Origin of the sequence: Collinsella sp. AF23-4AC, from assembly GCF_003462685.1 — a bacterium.
GTDB lineage: Bacteria > Actinomycetota > Coriobacteriia > Coriobacteriales > Coriobacteriaceae > Collinsella.
Map to the genome: position 1 here is coordinate 1 of NZ_QRVE01000020.1, position 19,034 is coordinate 19,034.

Below are 19,034 nucleotides of genomic sequence, written 5' to 3' on the forward strand. Positions count from 1 at the left end.
GTGCGGCGTAGGCCGCTTATTAGCCCGTCCAAGAATTGGGGCGCAGTTCACACTACGTGCGGCGGGGGTTCTTTCGTCCTGCGGAGTGCGCCGGAAAGGAAGGCCGCGCTTTTGTTTTGGTTCGCGCCATGTGGGGGTGGTGGCGACGTGCATTTATGCGAGTATTCTGCAATCGAAGGCCCTTGCATACCGACTTCGGGCGAAAAATCGGGATTTCTCGACGTTTTCCACGAATGATGGGCGGGGTTATGGGCTGGCAGCGTTTGATTTGCAGGGATATTCGCGGTCTTTGGCATTTATCGTGGCGCCCGAAGCCCTTGGTTATGTTGAATACTCCTAAAAATGCACGGCGCTTAGAGGGGGGACCTTCGCGAAAAAGGAAACCGCCCCGTCGAAGTATGCATTCGACGGGGCGGTTTATGCATATAGCCGATTTAGGATGCGCTGCCAAACTACTAGAACTTGACGGTCGGGGCCTGGCGGGCTGCTTCGGCGGCCTCGAAGCCCTGGCGCTCCTTAAACTGGAAGATGCCGGCAAAGATGACAGCCGGGAACGTCTGAATGGCGTTGTTGTAGCTGAGCACGCAGTCGTTGTAGCTCTGGCGTGCATAGCTAATCTTGTTCTCGGTATCCTCGAGCGATGCCTGCAGCTGCGTAAAGTTGGTGTTTGCCTTAAGATCGGGATAGGCCTCGGCCACGGCGAAGAGCTGGCGCAGCGCACCGGTCAGCACGTTGTCGGCTTCCATTTTGGCCTCGGGCGTGGTGGCCTTGACGGCGGTGTTACGCGCGCTGATCACGGCGGAGAGCGTCTCCTGCTCGTGCTTGGCGTAGCCCTTGACGGTCTCGACCAGGTTGGGGATCAGGTCGTTGCGGCGCTGCAGCTGCGTATCGATGTTCTGCCAGGCGTTATCGATGCGGTTACGCTTGGTGACCATGTTGTTGTAGATGCCGGCGATGGCGCAGACAATCACAATGACAACAACGATGCCGATGATGACGGTAATCATGATGTCTCCGTTTCGAATGGCCGCGGCGGCATGCGCCAGCTGCCGTTGGTATAACGCTACTAGTATACCCGCAACGTTTTGCCGTGCCGAACTTTCCGGTAAGCGTTATGTTTTCGGCGGGGTTGGCACCGGGGCAAAGCGCGCGAGGTACAGGTGTAAGATATGCGACAGATTGTCGAGTGTTGTCTTTGCCCTGAGGATGGCGATACCAGTGGACCTTCGCATTAAGAAAACCTACCGCGCCCTGTTCGGTGCCTTCACCGAGCTTCTCGAGGAGCATCGTTTTGAGGACCTGACGGTTGCCATGCTGTGCGACCGTGCCATGATTCGCCGCACGACGTTCTACAAGCACTTTCGCGATAAGAACGATTACTTTGCCTTTTATATCGATGAGCTCATGTCGGGATTGCCTCAAAAACAGCCCGATGAGGCCGGCGCAGTGTCTGCCGAGGACGTGCGCGCGCTTCGACACGCGATTTTGGACGATGCCATGGATTTGATTCTGGCGCACGAGCAGCTCATGGATAACATTTTGGCAAGCAGCATGTCGGGCATGTTGACCAACGTTATTTGCGACCGCATTGCCCGCTCCATCCGCGAGCGTGTGATGAACGTGCTTGCCGAGGATGCCCTGGCCCCCGTGTCACTCGAGACGACGTCTGAGTTTGTCGCCGGCGGTATTATTCGACTTTTCACGATATGGTGGGAATCGGGCCACGATTTGGAGCGTCGACCTGAGATGGCCGACGTGGTCGATGCGCTGTTCGAGCGGACCATGACACCGGTGAATCACTAAAGTGGCGGAGAGAGGGGGATTCGAACCCCCGGAACGCTCTCGCGCTCAACGGTTTTCAAGACCGCCGCATTCAACCGCTCTGCCATCTCTCCGTGAGTCGTAATGATAGCATCGTTTTGAATTTGCAACAGGGAAGGCGAACGATGACGATCACCGAAATCGACGAGAAGTTCATGCGCGAGGCGCTGGCGGAGGCTTGCGCCGCTGCTGCGGTGGGCGAGGTGCCCATCGGAGCCGTAGTGGTGCGCGCGGGCGAGATTGTCGCGCGGGCGCACAATCGGCGCGAGCTCGACCAGGATCCTTCGGCTCATGCAGAGTTCGCGGCCCTGTGCGCTGCCGCTCGGTCGCTCGGTCGTTGGCGCCTTTCCGATTGCACGGTCTACGTAACGCTCGAGCCCTGCTGCATGTGCGCAGGCCTTATGGTTAACGCGCGCGTGGGGCGCTGCGTGTATGGCGCGAGCGACGCCAAGGCGGGCGCGCTGGGTTCGCTGTATGACCTGAATGCCGATTCGCGCCTGAATCATCGGTTTAACGTACATGCCGGCGTGCTGGCGGAGGAGTGTCGTGAGGTGTTGAGCGACTATTTTAGTGGGCTGCGTGACGTCGATGGTGCTGGCTGCGGTTGCGGGGCCGATCTTGAGGCGCATGTCGCTCATGCTGAGGCGCTCGCGTGTGCCGAAGAGGATGCTGGCGCGGCGGTTGACTTTGGCCCCGCGTGCCGCCGGCCTCGCCGTGTGCTGCTGGCGATTGATTCCTTTAAGGGCAGCGTTTCGAGTGCGCAGGCAGAGGAGGTCGTTGCCGAAGGCGTGCGCCGCGTTTGGCCCGATGCCGAGGTGTGCACATTGCTGCTGGCAGACGGCGGCGAGGGAACGCTCGACGCCATTGCCGCGTGCGGCGGTGAGGTTGTGACCTGCGAGGTAGCAGGTCCCTTGGGCAAGAGCGCGTCTGCCCGGATGCTGGTTGATGTCGAGCGCGAGTCCGCGGTCATCGAGATGGCCGAGGCGGCTGGCATTGGGTATTCGCCTTGCACGGAGTCGTCGGCGCTGGCTGCTACAACCTATGGCGTGGGCGAGCTCATGCTTCGCGCGGTTCGCAAGGGCGCAAAGACACTCTATATTGGTTTGGGCGGCAGTGCCACCAACGACGGTGGCGCCGGCATGCTGCAGGCGCTGGGCGCGCGTGTGGTCGATGATCGGGGCTGCGATATCGCCCCCGGTCTTGCCGGCCTTGAGCAGGTGGCGAGCGTTGATTTGGCGCCCGCGCTGCAGGCTTTGGATGGCGCTCGTATCGTTGTGCTTTCGGATGTCGAGAACCCACTCGTGGGGCGTCGCGGCGCGCTTGCGGTGTTCGGCGGACAGAAGGGTCTGCCGACGGGGGATGCCGAGGCCCTGGGCAAGTACGACAGCTGGATGGTCGGCTACGGTCGTCTGCTCGATACGGCAATTGTCGAGGCTCGGGCCCAGGGGTTGTTGCGCACACCCGAGGGCGCACGGACATTTGGCTCGGTGCTCGGCGTGCCCGGCGCAGGTGCCGCCGGCGGCCTGGGCGCCGCGCTGCTGGCGCTCGGCGCGGAGCTGCGTTCGGGCGTGGAGACGGTGCTCGATCTGATTGGGTTTGACGAGCGCGTGCGGGATGTCGATCTGGTCATAACGGGCGAGGGCAATATGGACGAGCAATCCGCCGCCGGCAAAGCGCCGGTGGGTGTGGCCCGCCGTGCCAAGCGCTATGGCAAGCCGGTGGTCGCCGTCGTGGGCGGTCGCGCCGTCAACCTGGATGCGGTGTATGGGCAGGGCGTCGACCTGGTTTTGCCGATCTGCCGCAAGCCCATGCCCCTCGACCAGGCGCTCGGTGTGCAAGAAGCCACAACCAACCTCATCTGCGCCGGCGAGTCTGCCGCTCGATCCTACGACCTCGGCCGAATCTAGAAAAGTAGTCATTTTGGGACGGGGCTAGAAAATCACCCGTAAAGGCATGTGAATCTGAACAAATCAATCCTGCGCCTTGCGGCGCTCGATGGTGTTGTCTGGGGATCGGAGACTATGCACTTCAGGTGTTGACGCCGCCATTTATGTGCCATTAGTAGATTGCCTTTCGTTCAGTTGTTCGCCAATTAATCCTGCCAATTAATTACCATTTCGGGCGAAGACGTGGATTATCTCCATGATGGGCCTCTTTGGGCATAATGTTGTCTTTAAACTGTCCTAATCAATAGATCGCTCTTGGGAAGAGAAGGCGACACCAGAGGGGGAGAAGGGAATTGGAGAGGAAAGTTTTCGGCGGGGGGGGGCGGAGAGTCGCTGCTCTCTGCCTTGCGCTGGTTCTCGGCTTCGGATGTTTATCCGTTGGCGCGACGGCCGGTGTCGCATATGCGGCCACGGCATCGCGGACTGCGTATACTGCGGAGGAGTTTGAGATCACCCAGGACGGCGTGACCTATTCGTGCGAGACCACGGATAAGGGCACGGCGGAAATCACAGGTATTGTTGCCGACGACAGTGTGACCGCGGTGAGTGTGCCCAGCTCCATCGAGCATGGTGGCCAGACCTACAAAGTCACCAAACTTTATTTCTCGTCTGGTATCGTGGCCAAGAACGTTGAGCAGCTGACGCTTCCCGACACGCTCGAAAAAATGTACGGAGGGAATTTCCGGAGGTTCGCAAAGGTCAAGGAGCTCCATATCCCTGGCTCCATCAAGAACTTCGCTTGCTCGCTGCAAAACGCTGGCTCGCTCGAAAAGCTCTATTTCGATGAGGGCGTCGAGGAGATTAGCGCCAACATGATGGTCTATGGCTGCAGCAACCTTTCGGAGATCGATCTCCCCTCAACCCTCAAAATGATTTCGGGCTCGGGCGCCTTCGAGGGGGCTACGGCCCTCACAGGCATCGAGTTTCCAAAAGATGTCGCCTTCTCCGACACCATAACGGGCGTGTTCGAAGACTGCACGTCTCTGACAAGCGTGTCGTTGCCCGCTTCGGTTACCAAGATCCCCTCGCACATGTTTGACGGATGCACCTCTCTCACGTCCGTCACCGCGCTGAGCGAAATCGAGTCCATCGGGGATGGGGCGTTTCGGACTTGCTCGAGTTTGACTGGGATCGATTTCCCAGGCACATTGAAGAGCATCGGATCCTCTGCTTTCCAGGGGTGCGCCAGCCTGGTGAGCGTGCCCAATCTAAGCAAGGTGACAAAGATGGGCTGGGGGGCTTTTTACGAGTGCAAAAATCTGCAGGCGTCCGTGGATCTGTCCTCGCTTCAGAACATTCCGGACAATGCGTTCTGCTACACACCGGTTAAGATCGTGGGGCTTTGCGACAGCCTGAAGAGTATCGGTGAGTGGGCCTTTATCCAGAGCAACGTCGCCGTCCAGCTTCCCAGGACACTTGAGACAATTGGCAACTACGCCTTCTATTACGGCACGTTGCCGGAGCAGCTTTCCATTCCGGATTCCGTGACTTCCGTTGGCACGGCGGCCTTCTCGGGCGTAGGTGGCGTGAAGGATGTGACGATCGGGCGCGGCCTCACCGAAATACCCTCGGGTATGTTTGAAGGCAGCACGGTTAAAAAGATCACAATCGAAAACAGCATGGACGACATCAAAGGCTCGGAGAACCTCCCGTTCTTTGGCGTCGATATCGTCTACACGCGCGAGTCCATCGATGACGGCGTCGGCGGTACCGTGAGCGATGACAGCACCAAGACCCTTCAGGATCTGGTCGACGAGGCCCCCTATGACAAGGAAACCGTCATCACCCTGAAAAAGCACGTGAAGCTTGGCTCCACGCTCACGATTCCTGCCGGGAAGATGATTAAGATCACGTCGGATGAGCCCTATACCATCTTGGCAAAGAAAAGCGGCTTCTCCGTACTGGTCAATGTTGCCGAGGGGGCATCCCTCGAGCTGTCGGGGAAAGTGTCCCTGAGTGGTCGCTACAACAAGGGCGCCATTATTTCTAGCAGGGGAGCGGTTGTGCTCTCTGACGAGGCCGTTGTGTGCGACGGCGCTGCGAACACCGTCAATACGGGTGTCATCGACGTGTCGGGAGACAAGGCTTCGCTTACCATGACGGGCGGCGTTATCGAGCAGTGCGAACTTAAGGACGCGTATTGCGGCGCTGTCCACGCGAAAGACGGCGCTCATGTTGTCATGAAGGGCGGCGTTATCCGTAAGAATCACGTGTCTTTCTCCGCAGACGGCGATGGTAATTACCTTTCGTCTACCGGCATCATGCTGATGGGCGATGCCCACCTTGAGATGAGTAACGGCAGTATCGAGGATAACGCCGGCTATCAGGGCGGCGCGGTGGTCATGTACAGCGAGGCTCGTAACCAGAGAACCTCCTTTGAGATGACCGGTGGTCAGCTTGTGCGCAACAGAGGCTATAAGCTTGGGAATCGAACTCCCTCCGGCGCAGTGCACGTCGAAGGGAATGCCGAGTTTACCCTCAAGGGCGGCAAGATCGAGGACAATATTGCGTATTCTGATGGCAAAGGCGGCGGAGTGTGCGTGGTCGATCGCGGCCTGCAGCAGGGTGGTAGGGACCATACCGCTTTCACTATGAAAGGTGGCTCCGTATCGGGTAACTCCGCTTCCGCCGGCGGAGGCATCTATACCTATTCAGATGACGTCAAGCTCAGTGCGGGCGAGATCAAGGACAATACTGCTCGGAATATGGGTGGCGGCGTATATAGCGAAGGCAACGAGTATCTCGTCTATAGCACGCTTCATATCGAAAACGCTCTCGTTGTTGATAACCATGCGAAAAAGCAGGGCGGCGGCATGTGGTTCTGCCCGACCGGAGATGCCAAGGTCTACGTCAAGAACGGTGGCCTGATCGCCAGGAACTCGGCCGATGAGGCGGGAGACGACCTCGTCTTCACCGGCTTCAAAGACGCCAAATACAAACTGACCTTGGCCAACCGCGCTCCGGGCGGCGGAAAGGTCAGCTGGTACAGAGACGGTGGGCTGTTTAACCCCGAAGGCACTTATGCGGAAACAAACACCGAAATCCCGCGATTCTCTCCCGACGGTGGCAACGGCGAGCCCCTGTCCTTTACCGACGCCACGCCGAACGTCGCGCTTAAATCTGTGATGAGCGAGGATGTGTATAACCTCGGCCGCGGTCAGACGTCGCTGACGATCTCTGGCAATACGGCCGAGCGGGGAGGCGGCATCGGCGCCAACGGCGGTGTCATCATCGGCAAGTCCGAGAACATCGACATTCCCATCAAAAAGGTCTGGGAGAACCCCAGGATTCCCCATCCTAATAAGGTCAAAGTAAATCTCAAGAACGGCGATACCGTCATCGATTCGATCACCCTGAGCGAGTCCAACGACTGGAAGGGCGTCTTCTCCAACCTGCCCGCGGGCGCGCACTACACCGTGTCCGAGGACCCCGTCGAGGGCTACAGCTCTGAGGTCACCGGCGACGCCGAGCGCGGCTTCACCGTGACCAACACCTCCACGGCCAAGGTCTCGGTGCCCGTCGAGAAGAAGTGGGTCGGCCCGGCGGCCGAGAGGGCCACCGTGCGCCTGCTCGCCGACGGGAAGGACGCCGGCCAGTCGGCCGAGCTGTCGAAGTCCAATAGCTGGAAGCACTCCTTCGAGGGCCTGCCCAAGTACTCCGAGTCCGGCTCCGCGATCGACTACGCCGTGGCCGAGGTGCCCGTCGAGGGCTACAGCTCGAAGGTCACCGGCGACGCCGAGCGCGGCTTCACCGTGACCAACACCTCCACGGCCAAGGTCTCGGTGCCCGTCGAGAAGAAGTGGGTCGGCCCGGCGGCCGAGAGGGCCACCGTGCGCCTGCTCGCCGACGGGAAGGACGCCGGCCAGTCGGCCGAGCTGTCGAAGTCCAATAGCTGGAAGCACTCCTTCGAGGGCCTGCCCAAGTACTCCGAGTCCGGCTCCGCGATCGACTACGCCGTGGCCGAGGTGCCCGTCGAGGGCTACAGCTCGAAGGTCACCGGCGACGCCGAGCGCGGCTTCACCGTGACCAACACCTCCACGGCCAAGGTCTCGGTGCCCGTCGAGAAGAAGTGGGTCGGCCCGGCGGCCGAGAGGGCCACCGTGCGCCTGCTCGCCGACGGGAAGGACGCCGGCCAGTCGGCCGAGCTGTCGAAGTCCAATAGCTGGAAGCACTCCTTCGAGGGCCTGCCCAAGTACTCCGAGTCCGGCTCCGCGATCGACTACGCCGTGGCCGAGGTGCCCGTCGAGGGCTACAGCTCGAAGGTCACCGGCGACGCCGAGCGCGGCTTCACCGTGACCAACACTGTGAAGACGGGCGGGCTCGATGTCTCCAAGACCGTCGTGGCGCGCGAGGGCCTGGCGGTCGACGCGGACAAGACATTTAAGTTTGCGGTTGAGGCCACCGATGCCGCGGGCCGCAAAGTGTCCGGCACCTACGGTGACGCGACGTTCGAGGACGGCAAGGCGACCCTCAAGCTCAAAGATGGCCAGACGGCGAGGATCACGGGGCTGCCCGCGGGAACTGCCTACACGGTGACCGAACGTGCCGCCGAGGGCTACACGACCGCGGTGAACGGAGCCGAGGGATCCAGGGCCGATGGCTCCATCTCGGCCGATCAGGTCGCCTCCGCCGCCTTCACCAACACCTTCGACCCCGCCCCCGCCACGGCGTCCGTCCCCGAGCTCACCAAGGTGCTCGCGGGCGGCCGCAAGCCCGGCCTCCAGGAGGGAGAGTTCGTCTTTGAGCTCTCCCTCACCGACGGTGCGGGCAATGTTCTCGAGGGCTACCCAATCGAGGCGAAGAATGACAAGGACGGCAAGGTTTCCTTTGGCGAGCTCAGCTTCACCAATCTGGGCACCTACCACGCGACCGTGACCGAGAAAGCAAGCGGCGATGTCCTGATCGAGGACGATGCGCACGCCTACACCTTCGACATCACGGTGACTCAGACTGGCGCCGGCCTTAAGGCCGAGATCTCCAACGAGCGGGGCAAGAAGACCTTCACCAACACCTTCACGCCGCACGACAACACCAAGACCGTCACCAAGGCGGACGCCTCGGGCGCCAAGGTCGATGTGGATGGCAGGCTGGTGGGCGTGGGCGATACCCTCACCTATACCATCGGCTGGGCCAATAACAGCGTCGACGACAGGGGCGCCGCGCAGGCGGCTGACGTGACGGTGACCGATGTCCTGCCCAAGGGCGTTAACTATGTTGAGGGTTCTGCCGACGGTGCCGCCTACGACGCCGCGACGCGCACCCTTACCTGGTCGCTCGGCGAGCAGACTGCGGGCGCCACGGGCACGCTCAGCTTTGACGTGAAGGTCTCCGCCGAAGCCGCCGTGGTCGACGACATCTCCAACACCGCCACGGTCAAGGTGGGGGAGAACGAATCCCAGACCAACACGACCCACAACAGCGTGTCCCGCGAGGGCAGCCTCACCGTCAAGAAGACGGTCGTCGGCGGCGACAGCCAGCGAGAGTTCGGCTTTACGGTCGCGCTGACCGACGGGGACGGCGAGCCCGTCTCCGGCACCTTCGGCAAGGGCGAGCACGCCGTGACGTTCGCGGACGGCAAGGCGAACTTCACGCTTAAGGATGGCGGGGAGAAGATCATCTCCGGCCTACCCGTGGGCGCGCACTATACCGTGACCGAGGATGCCGCCGAGGGCTACGCGACCACGGCCGAGGGGGCCGAGGGCACCGTGACCGAGGCAGGCGCGACTGCAGCGTTCACCAACACGTACGGAACGGCCACCGAGGGCAGGGACGTCTCCACCGCGGGGCTCTTCACCAAGACGCTCGAGGGCCGCGACTGGGCGGAGGGCGATAGCTTCCAGTTCACGCTCGCGGGCGAGGGCGGCGCCCCCATGCCCGAGGGCTCTGCCGACGGCTCCAAGACCGTCAGCGTGACGGCCGCCGCCGGCACCAAGGTGGGCGATAGGGTCGCCTTCGACTTCGGCCCCATCCGCTACACGCTCGACGACATCAAGGACGCCGGGTTCGCCGAGGTCGGCGGCAAGCGCGTGCGCGCCAAGACCTTCACCTACACGGTGCGCGAGGTCAGGCCCGATGACGGCTCCGCCATCGCCGGCGTGGCCTACGACGGCCACGCCGCCACGATGACGGTGACCGTGACCGACGACGGCTCCGGCAACCTCACGGCCACGACGCCCGCGATCGCGCAGGCGAGCGGCGGCGACTTCGTCAACACCTACACGACCAAGCTCGACTACTCGGCCCGCGCGGGTGTGCGCCTGTCCAAGACGCTCTCCGGCCGCGCCATGGAGGCGGGGCAGTTCGCCTTCACCGTGACCGCCGACGCCGAGACGGCCGCCAAGCTCGGCCTCAAGACCGGCAGGGACGCCTATACCGTTTCCGCGGCCGATGACGGAGAGGCCGACCTGATGGACATCATCGGCGGGACCGCGGGCAGCGACGTGAAGTTCACCGACGCCGACGCGGGCAAGACCTACCGCTTCACCGTCACCGAGACCAAGCTCGGCGGCAAGGGCTACGCCAACGACACCGCGCCGCGCACGGTGACCATCGCGCCCGCCTACGACGCCGCGACGGGCAAGCTCACGGTCACGACCACGGTTGCCAAGGACGGTGTCGAGGTCGCCCGCAGCGAGGTCTCCACGGCGGATGACGCCGCGGCGACGCCCGCGCCCGTGACGGTCGCGTTCCAGAACTCCTACGAGGCCACCGGAACGCTCGGCGGCGAGGGCAACGTGGCCATCAACGCCACCAAGACGCTGACGGGCCGCGCCGCGGCGGCGGGCGAGTTCTCGTTCTCCGTCCGAGATGCCCGGGGCGACGTGGTCGCGACTGCGACCAACCGGGCCTCCGGCGACGGTGAGGCCGCGGGGCTCGCGTTCTCGCCCATTGCCTACACCACCGGCGCCCTCGGGCAGATGGTGGCGGACGGCACCGCCACCAGGGCCGCCGACGGCTCCTGGGCCATTCCCTATACCGTATCCGAGGACGGCACGGACCGGCTGCCCGCGGGCGTGACGGCGGCCACGTCGAGCTTCGGCATCACGGTCAAGGTGACCGATGACGGCAAGGGCGGGCTGGATGTGGCCGTGGTCTACCCCGAGGGCTCCGACGGCACGCTGTCGTTCGTAAACGGCTATAGCGCCGGCGAGGCGACGGTCGACATCGCGGGTACCAAGACGCTGGCGCTCGGCCAGGCCGGCCTCGGCCTCACGCAGGGAGACATCGCGGGCAGGTACACCTTTAAGATCGAGCCGCTGGACGGCGCGCCCGCGCCGGTCGACGCTTCGGGCAAGACGGTGACCGAGGCGACCAACGACGCCGCCGGCAACGTCGAGCTGGGCCATGTCACGTTTAAGCAGCCGAGCGACCTCGATGACGTCGAGATCGACGGCGACGGCCTGCGCACCAAGACGTTTGCCTACCGGGTGAGCGAGTCCGGTTCGGTCGACGGCGTGGCCAATGACGCGACGGCGACCAGGACCTTCACGGTCAGCGTCGTCGAGGACACCAACGCGGGCACGCTCGTCGCGGGGGTCCTGCCCGCAGAGGGCACGCCCGAGGGCAAGGGCGCGTTCGAGTTCACCAACACCTACGGCGTGAACCCGACGCCGAGCTCCGTCACCGACCAGATCAAAGTGAGCAAGAAGCTCAAGGGCCGTGACCTGGTCGAGGGCGAGTTCGAGTTCCAGCTGGTCGAGATCGCCGCCGACGGCAGCGAGAGCGTCGCGGCGACGGGCAAGAACGCCACAGACGGCACGGTCGCGCTCAGCCCCGTCGCCTACACCGCGCCCGGCATGCACAGCTACGAGCTGCGCGAGGTCGCCGGCACGGCGGGCGGCGTGACGTACGACAAGGCGACGTACCGCGTGCGCACGACGGTCACCGATGCCGGTAACGGCACGCTCACCGTCAAGCACGAGCTGGCGGATGCCGAGGGCAATCCCACGGGCGACACCTCGGTGACCTTTACCAACGGCTACGAGGCCGCACCCGTCACCCTCAAGCTGGGCGCCGCCAAGGTGCTCAAGGGCGCCGAGCTCAAGGCGGACCAGTTTAGCTTTGAGCTCAAGAGCCGGGACGGCAAGGTCATGTCGACCGCCAAGAATGCCGCCGATGGCAGCGTCACGTTCGATGCGCTGACCTTCAAGCAGGCCGGCACCTACACCTTCACGGTGAGCGAGGTCGACGACGGCCAGGCGCACGTGACCTACGACAAGGCGGTGCGCAAGATCGTCGTCACGGTGGGCGACGAGGCGGCCGACGGCACCAGGACGGGCTATCTGTCGGCGAAGGTCTCCTACGAGGGCGACGCCAACCTGCCGCCGGTTTTCACCAACAGCTACGCCGAGGAGCCCGGGACCCCCGGCACCCCCGAGAACCCCGGCACGCCGGGCGGCGGCTCGGGCGGCGGTTCAGATAACGGCTCCGGCAGCGGCTCCAGCGGCGACGGCTCCAAGGGCGGCATGCCCGACACCGGCGACCGCAGCCTGCCGATCGAGGCGCTCGCGGCCATGGCCGGCATCGGCGCGCTGACCGCAGCGGGCGGCGCGGTCCTGTACCGCAGGCGCCGCTAGCGATATGGACGAGTGGGGCGAATCCATCCGATGGGTTCGCCCCACTTGCCGCGGCGGGCGGGAGCAGGTAAGATATACCGAGCGCCTAGCGCGTTCGATGGGTTCGGATGACGACATGTTCCGAATCTGGTCAGGTCCGGAAGGAAGCAGCCATAAGGAGCCTCTGTCGGGCATCCGAATCCATCGAGCGCACGGGCTTTCTTTTTGCGCGGTTTTACCAAACCGCGCAATGCTCGACGCTGCGCGCCATCCAGGGCGACAATTTGTCATTCAAAAGGCAGGGCATGACCAGAAGGTCAATGCCCTGCCTTTTTCATGCCAACTTGTTCGCCCTGGATGTCGCTCGCTGGCTGCGCCAAAACATCGGTGGCTACGTGATCCGGATGTTGGAAACTATTTCGGGTACTTGATGCGGCGGGTGGCTGTGGCGGTTATTCCGAGGCCTGCGACGGCGACTGCTGCGAGTGCGATTGCGCTCGGTGCTGCGTCTCCCGTGTTCGCGAGCTTGCCGGCGGTCGTATCTGCTTGCTTGCCGCTGCTTGTGTTCGCTTGCTTGGCGGAGCTCGGTGCGGTGTCTTTGCCGGTCGCGGGCGAGCCGGCGGGCTGTGCCGTCTCGGCCGGTTGCGTCGAGCCGGAGGGAGGCGTTGTCTCGGCGGGTTTCGTCACCTCGGGCGAGGTGGCCTTGTCTGCCACGGCTTTTGCCTCTTCGTATGCCTTGCAGGCGTCGTCATAGGCCGCTTGTGCCTTTTCCAAATCGCCGAGGAGCGCATTTCGCTTGGCTATGTCCTCGTCGATATGGGCTTTGACATTCTCCGCATCACTTTCAAGGTTATTAATCACTCTTTCCTGGCTCTCGAGCCTATGCCGAACTTGGTCAAGCTCCTCTTCACAAAACTCTTCTTGCCGTTTTGCCGCCATGATCTCCGAACGCAACTGCTTAATAGTTTCGCTAATAGCTTTGCTAGGCTCCTCGTCGCCGAGGTCCTTAAGTACCTTATCTAATTTTGCCTGAAGGCCGCTTGTCCGGTTACGGGCTTCATCGTATCTGGCTTGGGCTGCATCGACGTTCGCTTGCATGGCGGGAAGGGGTCCCCTCAATTTGGCGGCTTCCGCCACCAGCTTGTCGTAGATCTCTTGAAGAGCGGCAATGTCATCATCGATTTCCGCAAGTTTCTCGGGACTTGCGGCGTCTTTTGCGGCCTCGAGGTTTTTGAGCGCTTCCTGCATGGCTGCATACGCTTTTTCTTTTGCGGCGTCCGCATCTTTCGTCTGCAAGGCAACTGCATCGACAGGGGAGTTGGTTTCTGCCGCGATCGCCGTTGCGGGGGCGATACCCGCGGCAAGTGCCGCGGAAAGGGCGATGCCCGCAGCTGCTCGTCTTGCTCTTCTTGCGAGAATGTCGTTCATCTCGGCACCTCATTTCAAGGGTCGGCGACTAACTTGGTAGCACTAATGTAAGTATATCAGGCGGTTTGCCCGCCATTGATCGGGCGTGCGCGTATACCTCTTGATTAACAGCCATTAAATCTATCCCTTAAGGAACGCGGCTTGCTAGTGTTGTCTGGGCATTGATGGCTGCGTGGTACAAGAGACGGCGGCATTGCCATCTGTTTTTTCAAGTAAAGAGGCCCGTTTCCATGGGTTGGGGAAACGGGCCTCTTTTTGTCTCTTGGCTTGTGGATTGGCGAAGATGGTATGCTCTGGCGGCTATTTTGAGTTCTTGAGGCGGCGTGTGGCTGTGGCGGTTATTCCGAGGCCTGCGGCGGCGATTCCTGCTAGTGCGATTGCGCTCGGTGCTGCGTCGCCCGTGTTCGCGAGCTTGCCGGCGGTCGTATCTGCTTGCTTGCCGCTGTTCGAGTTCGCCTGCTTGATGGAGCTTGGCGGGGTATTTTTGCCGGTCGCGGACGAGCCGGTGGGCTGTGTCGCCTCGGCCGGTTGCGCCGAGTTGGAGGGAGGCATCGTCTCGGTCGGTTGCGTTATCTCGGGCGAGGTGGCCTTGTCTGCCGCGGCCTTTGCCTCTTCGTATGCCTTGCAGGCGTCGTCATAGGCCGTTTGCGCTTTTTTCAAATTGTCGAGGAGCGCATCTCGCCAGGCTATGAACTGGTCGGTATGGGCTTTATATTTCTCTGCAGCACGTTCACAGTCATTAACTTGTCTTTCCTGCCTTTCGAGGCGGCCCTTGACCTTGCGGAGCTCCATTTCGCAAAAGTCAACTCGCGCTTTTGCCGTTACGATCTCTTGGCGCAACTGCTTTATTTGCTGTTTAACAGTTTCGACAAGCTCCTCGTCGCCGAGTGCTTCGAGTTCCTTAAGCGCCTCAAGTTTCTTGTCTAATTCTGCCTGGAGCTCGCTTACCCGGTTGATGGCCCCGTCGTATTTGGCTTGGGCTGCATCGACGTCCGCTTGCATGGCGGGAAGGGATTCCCTCAATTCGGCGGCTTGTGCCACCATCTTGTCGCGGAGCTCTTGAAAACGGGCAATGTCATCATTGAATCTCGCAATTTTCTCGGGACTTGCGGCGTCTTTTGCGGCCTCGAGGTTTTTGAGCGCTTCCTGCATGGCTGCATACGCTTTTTCTTTTGCGGCGGCCGCGTCTTCCGTCTGCAAGGCAACTGCACCGGTGGGGGAACTGGTTTCTGCCGCGATCGCCGTTGCGGGGGCGATTCCCGCGACAAGTGCCGCGGGAAGGGCGATGCCCACGGTTGCTCGTCTTGCTCTTCTTGCGAGAATGTCGTTCATCTCGGCACCTCATTTCAAGGGTTGGCGACTCAGCTGGTAGCACTAAGGTAAGTATACCAAGTGGTCGACCCGACACTGGCTGGGCGTGCGCGTGCCCCTCCGCTTCTTTGGAAACCGAATCCCGTTAGAAATGACGAGTTGTTTACGCTTCTTTTGGGGTGGCGGTACTATCATGGTTCGAATTGAGTGTGGATGATGATAGGGAGCGCCTATACATGATTGAGCTGCTCAGGCGTTTTGGTGGTAAGTTTCGCCGGTATATGGTGATTGGCCCTGCGTGCAAGCTGATCGAAGTGATCTTTGACCTGCTGACGCCGCTGGTGATTGCCCAGATGATCGATAAGGGCATTGGCTCGCACGACGTGAACGCCGTCGTCCACTACGGTATGGTACTTGCCGCCATGGCCGTGATCGGCATCTCGTTTACGCTCGTCTGCCAAAAGATGGCGGCGCTCACCTCACAGGGCATGGGCACCGACATCCGCGGCGCGCTCTACGGGCACATCAACAAACTGAGCTATGCTGAGCTCGATCGCTTTGGCACGCCGTCGCTTATCACCCGCATCACCAACGACGTCAACCAGGTGCAGCTCGCCGTGGCGCTGGGCGTGCGTATGCTCATCCGCTGGCCTTTCTTGGCGGTGGGCTCCATGGTCGCGGCCCTCGCCATCGACCTTAAGCTCGGCATCATCTTTTTGATTTGCACGCCCGCCATCGGCCTGGTGTTTTGGTTTGTCATGGCGCGCTGCATTCCGTACTACAAGCAGCTGCAGGCAAAGCTCGACCGCATCGCGCTTATCTGCCGCGAAGGCCTTTCGGGCGCTCGCGTGGTCCGTGCGTTTGTGCGCGAGGACCACGAGCGCGAGCGCTTTGCCCAAGCCGCCGATGACCAGGCCAATACCGCCATCGCGGTGGGCAAGCTCTCGTCAATCCTTAATCCCGTCACGTTTTTGGTGATGAACCTGGGCGTGTGCGCCATCCTGTGGGTGGGCGGCATCCAGGTCAACGTGGGCGAGCTTACGCAGGGCCAGGTCATGGCGTTTGTGAACTACATGACGCAGACCCTCACCTCCATCGTGTATGTCGCCAACCTGGTCGTGGTCTTTACCAAGGCGAGCGCCAGCGCGTCGCGCATCAACGAGGTGCTCAATTGCGTGCCGAGCATCACTGACGAGGACAACGAGCCGGTCGCGCTGCCCGAGCCGAGCGAACTGGCGGGTGGCGCTGTTCCGGTCCCCGCGCTGAGCTTGAGCCATGCGAGTTTTTCGTTTGGCGCGGGCGCTGCTAACGCCGTCAACGATGTGACCCTGGAGCTGCCGCTGGGCAAGACGCTCGGCATTATCGGCGGCACGGGCAGCGGCAAGTCCACACTCGTCTCGCTTATCTCGCGCCTGTACGATGCGAGCACCGGCAGCGTGAGCGTGATGGGTGCCGACGTGCGCACTTGGCCGCTCGATCAGTTGCGCCATGTGGTCGCGACCGTCCCGCAGCGCGCGTCGCTGGTGAGCGGCACCATCCGCAGCAACCTGACCTGGCGTGACGAGTCGGCGACTGACGAAGAGCTCTGGGCGGCGCTCGAGATGGCGCAGGCGAGCGAGTTCGTGCGCAACAAGCCGCAGGGGCTCGATGCCCCGGTCGAGGCGGGCGGCAAGAACTTTAGCGGTGGCCAGCGCCAGCGCCTGACCATCGCGCGCGCCTTAGTGGGCTCGCCGCAGGTTCTGATCATGGACGACTCCGCCTCGGCGCTCGACTTTAAGACCGACGCGGCGCTTCGCCATGCCATTCGCGAGCGCAGCGTGCGCGGTGCCACCGAGGGCGGGCTGCCGCTCACGACCGTCATCGTGAGCCAGCGCGTCTCGACCGTGCGCGACGCCGATATGATCTGCGTACTTGACCACGGCTCGGTTGCAGGCCTGGGCACGCACGATAAGCTGTACACGACCTGCCAGCTCTATCGCGAGATTTGCCAGTCGCAGCTGCGCCGCGAGGAGCTCGAGGGCCAGCAGGGGAGCACGGTGCCCGCGTCCGCCCCGACTGCCCCTGCGCCTACTTGCTCAAAGGAGGGTTGCTAGATGAACCCGTATACTTCTTCCGGTTCGGTCGCCACGATGACCGCTAACGTGTCCGGCAACGATAACCTCAACGACCTGGGCGACGGCCCGCGCCAACCCGGTGATCCCGAGCGCTATCCCGTGGGCGCGGTGACGCGCCGCCTGCTGGGCTATGTTCGCCCGCACCGTATTTCGTTTACGGCGTCGTTTGTGAGCGCCGCCATCTCGGTGATTCTGCAGCTCTACACGCCCATCCTCATTGGTGAGGGCATCGACCTGATCGTCGCCACCGGGCAGGTGGACTTCGATGCGCTGCTGCCGCTCGTTACCAAACTCGCGATTGTCGTGATAGGTGCTGCGGCCTTCCAGTGGCTGCAGGGCTACTGCGTCAACCGCCTGTCCTACGAAACGGTGCGCGACATGCGCGTGGAGGCGAGCGACAAGCTCAGCCGTATGCCGCTCAGCTTTGTCGACAGCCATGCCCACGGCGACCTTATGAGCCGCGTGGTCAACGACGTCGACCAGGTGGGCGACGGTCTGCTGCAGGGCTTCACGCAGCTCTTCACCGGTGTTATTACCATTGTGGGCACGCTCGCGTTTATGCTTTCCATCAACCTGACCATGACGCTTGTGGTGGTGCTCGTCACGCCGCTTTCCATTTTTGCAGCCGGCGCCATTGCCAAGCTTTCCAACAAAAGCTTTACGGCACAGCAGCGTATTCAAGGGCAGCTCGGTGGTCATATCGAGGAGTACGTAGGCGAGCAAAAGCTTGTCGACGCCTTTGCCTATGGTCCCAACGCCCAGCAGCGCTTCGATGCCCTCAACGCTGAGCTCTACACCGCGGGCGAGCGCGCGCAGTTTATGGGTTCGCTCTCCAACCCCGGCACGCGCTTTATCAACAACATCATCTATGCCGTGGTCGCTGTGATCGGCTGCGTGGGCGTGATCACGGGCGTGCCTGCGGCGCTCACGGTGGGCGGCGTGCAGATCTTCCTGTCCTACGCCAACCAGTACACCAAGCCGTTCAACGAGGTCACCAACGTCATTACGCAGATCCAGACGGCGTATGCCTCGGCGCGCCGCATGTTCGCGCTGCTCGATGCACGCGAGCAGGAGCCCGATGCGGCGGATGCTGTGGAACTTGCCGCCCCGCAGGGCGAGGTCGCCTTTGAGCATGTGGACTTTAGCTACGTGCCCGACCGCAAGCTGCTGCAGGATATCTGCATCGAGGCCAAGCCCGGCATGCGCTTTGCCCTGGTCGGCCCCACGGGCTGCGGCAAGACGACGCTCATCAACTTGCTGCTGCGGTTTTACGATATCGATGCCGGTCGCATTGCGGTCGATGGCCGTTCCTCGCGTGACTACACGCGCGCAAGCCTGCGCCGTGCCTTTGGCATGGTGCTGCAGGACACTTGGCTGTTCGAGGGCACCGTGGCCGAAAACATCGCCTACGGTTGTCCCGATGCTACGCGCGAACAAGTTATCGAAGCCGCCAAGCGCGCGCACGCGCACAAGTTTGTCGTGCAGCTGCCCGACGGCTACGATACGGTGGTCGGCGAGGACGGCGGCACGTTTAGCCAAGGTCAAAAACAGCTGCTGTGCATCGCGCGCGTCATGCTCACCGACCCGGCGATTCTGCTGCTGGACGAGGCAACATCGAGCATCGATACCCGCACCGAGCTGCAGGTTCAAGCGGCATTCGACGAGCTCATGGCAGGTCGCACAAGCTTTGTCGTGGCGCACCGCCTGAGCACGATTCGTAACGCCGACTGCATTCTGGTGATGCGCGACGGCGAGATTATCGAGCGCGGCACGCACGACGAGCTGCTAGCGGCAGGCGGCTTCTACGCCGAACTCTACCGCAGCCAGTTCGCCCAGTGAGCAAGCCCGTGGGGCATGTA

At 62.2% G+C, this 19,034-nt stretch carries 9 protein-coding genes, 1 tRNA gene and 1 other RNA gene; 7 read left to right on the forward strand and 4 right to left on the reverse strand.

Annotated elements, in window-relative coordinates; genetic code table 11:
- Positions 1 to 340, forward strand: a 340-nt coding sequence (locus DWY05_RS10140) for a hypothetical protein (protein ID WP_233511298.1), incomplete at its 5' end; no start/stop codon positions are given.
- A gap of 115 nt (positions 341 to 455) precedes the next feature.
- Here the strand turns inward: DWY05_RS10140 and DWY05_RS08745 are convergent.
- Entirely contained in the window at positions 456 to 1,007 is a 552-nt protein-coding gene (locus DWY05_RS08745; protein WP_082421874.1) for a LemA family protein, read from the reverse strand.
- A gap of 211 nt (positions 1,008 to 1,218) precedes the next feature.
- Between DWY05_RS08745 and DWY05_RS08750 the strand changes: the two genes are divergently transcribed.
- Entirely contained in the window at positions 1,219 to 1,803 is a 585-nt protein-coding gene (locus tag DWY05_RS08750; protein WP_158558730.1) for a TetR/AcrR family transcriptional regulator, read from the forward strand.
- A gap of 2 nt (positions 1,804 to 1,805) precedes the next feature.
- Here DWY05_RS08750 and DWY05_RS08755 read toward each other — a convergent pair.
- Positions 1,806 to 1,895: transfer RNA gene (locus tag DWY05_RS08755), tRNA-Ser, on the reverse strand.
- A 51-nt stretch (positions 1,896 to 1,946) separates the two neighbouring features.
- On the opposite strand from DWY05_RS08755, the gene tadA reads away from it, so the two are divergent.
- The 3 genes from tadA (at position 1,947) to ffs (ending at position 12,533) form a co-directional block, all read left to right on the forward strand.
- A complete protein-coding gene (gene tadA, locus DWY05_RS08760) occupies positions 1,947 to 3,728 on the forward strand; it encodes a tRNA adenosine(34) deaminase TadA (protein WP_117821418.1) in 1,782 nt (593 codons plus the stop codon).
- 503 nt (positions 3,729 to 4,231) lie between these two features.
- Positions 4,232 to 12,343 carry a Spy0128 family protein gene (locus DWY05_RS08765; protein WP_117837246.1) on the forward strand — a complete coding sequence of 2,704 codons (8,112 nt, stop codon included), beginning with the start codon at positions 4,232 to 4,234 and terminating at the stop codon, positions 12,341 to 12,343.
- 94 nt (positions 12,344 to 12,437) lie between these two features.
- An RNA gene (ffs, locus tag DWY05_RS08770) (signal recognition particle sRNA small type) lies at positions 12,438 to 12,533 on the forward strand.
- A gap of 203 nt (positions 12,534 to 12,736) precedes the next feature.
- On the opposite strand, the gene DWY05_RS08775 is transcribed toward ffs, so the two are convergent.
- Both DWY05_RS08775 and DWY05_RS08780 read right to left on the reverse strand, forming a co-directional pair.
- The gene (locus DWY05_RS08775; RefSeq protein ID WP_117821420.1) at positions 12,737 to 13,750 is read right to left on the reverse strand and encodes a hypothetical protein; all 1,014 of its coding nucleotides are present in this window, start codon (positions 13,748 to 13,750) and stop codon (positions 12,737 to 12,739) included.
- 300 nt (positions 13,751 to 14,050) lie between these two features.
- On the reverse strand, positions 14,051 to 15,082 hold the full coding sequence (locus DWY05_RS08780; RefSeq protein ID WP_117821421.1) for a hypothetical protein: 1,032 nt from the start codon (positions 15,080 to 15,082) through the stop codon (positions 14,051 to 14,053).
- Between the two features lie 215 nt (positions 15,083 to 15,297).
- Here DWY05_RS08780 and DWY05_RS08785 point away from each other — a divergent pair, with 215 nt between their 5' ends.
- Positions 15,298 to 17,154, forward strand: a complete 1,857-nt coding sequence (locus DWY05_RS08785) for an ABC transporter ATP-binding protein (RefSeq protein ID WP_117821422.1) — start codon at positions 15,298 to 15,300, stop codon at positions 17,152 to 17,154.
- The gene (locus tag DWY05_RS08790) at positions 17,155 to 19,014 is read left to right on the forward strand and encodes an ABC transporter ATP-binding protein (RefSeq protein WP_117821423.1); all 1,860 of its coding nucleotides are present in this window, start codon (positions 17,155 to 17,157) and stop codon (positions 19,012 to 19,014) included.
- The last annotated feature ends 20 nt before the right edge of the window (positions 19,015 to 19,034 follow it).

Coding starts and splice junctions, on each gene's coding strand:
- DWY05_RS08745 (WP_082421874.1), bottom strand. CDS start 1,007: ATGATTACCGTCATCATCGGCATCGTTGTTGTCATTGTGATTGTCTGC.
- DWY05_RS08775 (WP_117821420.1), bottom strand. CDS start 13,750: ATGAACGACATTCTCGCAAGAAGAGCAAGACGAGCAGCTGCGGGCATC.
- tadA (WP_117821418.1), top strand. CDS start 1,947: ATGACGATCACCGAAATCGACGAGAAGTTCATGCGCGAGGCGCTGGCG.
- DWY05_RS08785 (WP_117821422.1), top strand. CDS start 15,298: ATGATTGAGCTGCTCAGGCGTTTTGGTGGTAAGTTTCGCCGGTATATG.
- DWY05_RS08780 (WP_117821421.1), bottom strand. CDS start 15,082: ATGAACGACATTCTCGCAAGAAGAGCAAGACGAGCAACCGTGGGCATC.
- DWY05_RS08790 (WP_117821423.1), top strand. CDS start 17,155: ATGAACCCGTATACTTCTTCCGGTTCGGTCGCCACGATGACCGCTAAC.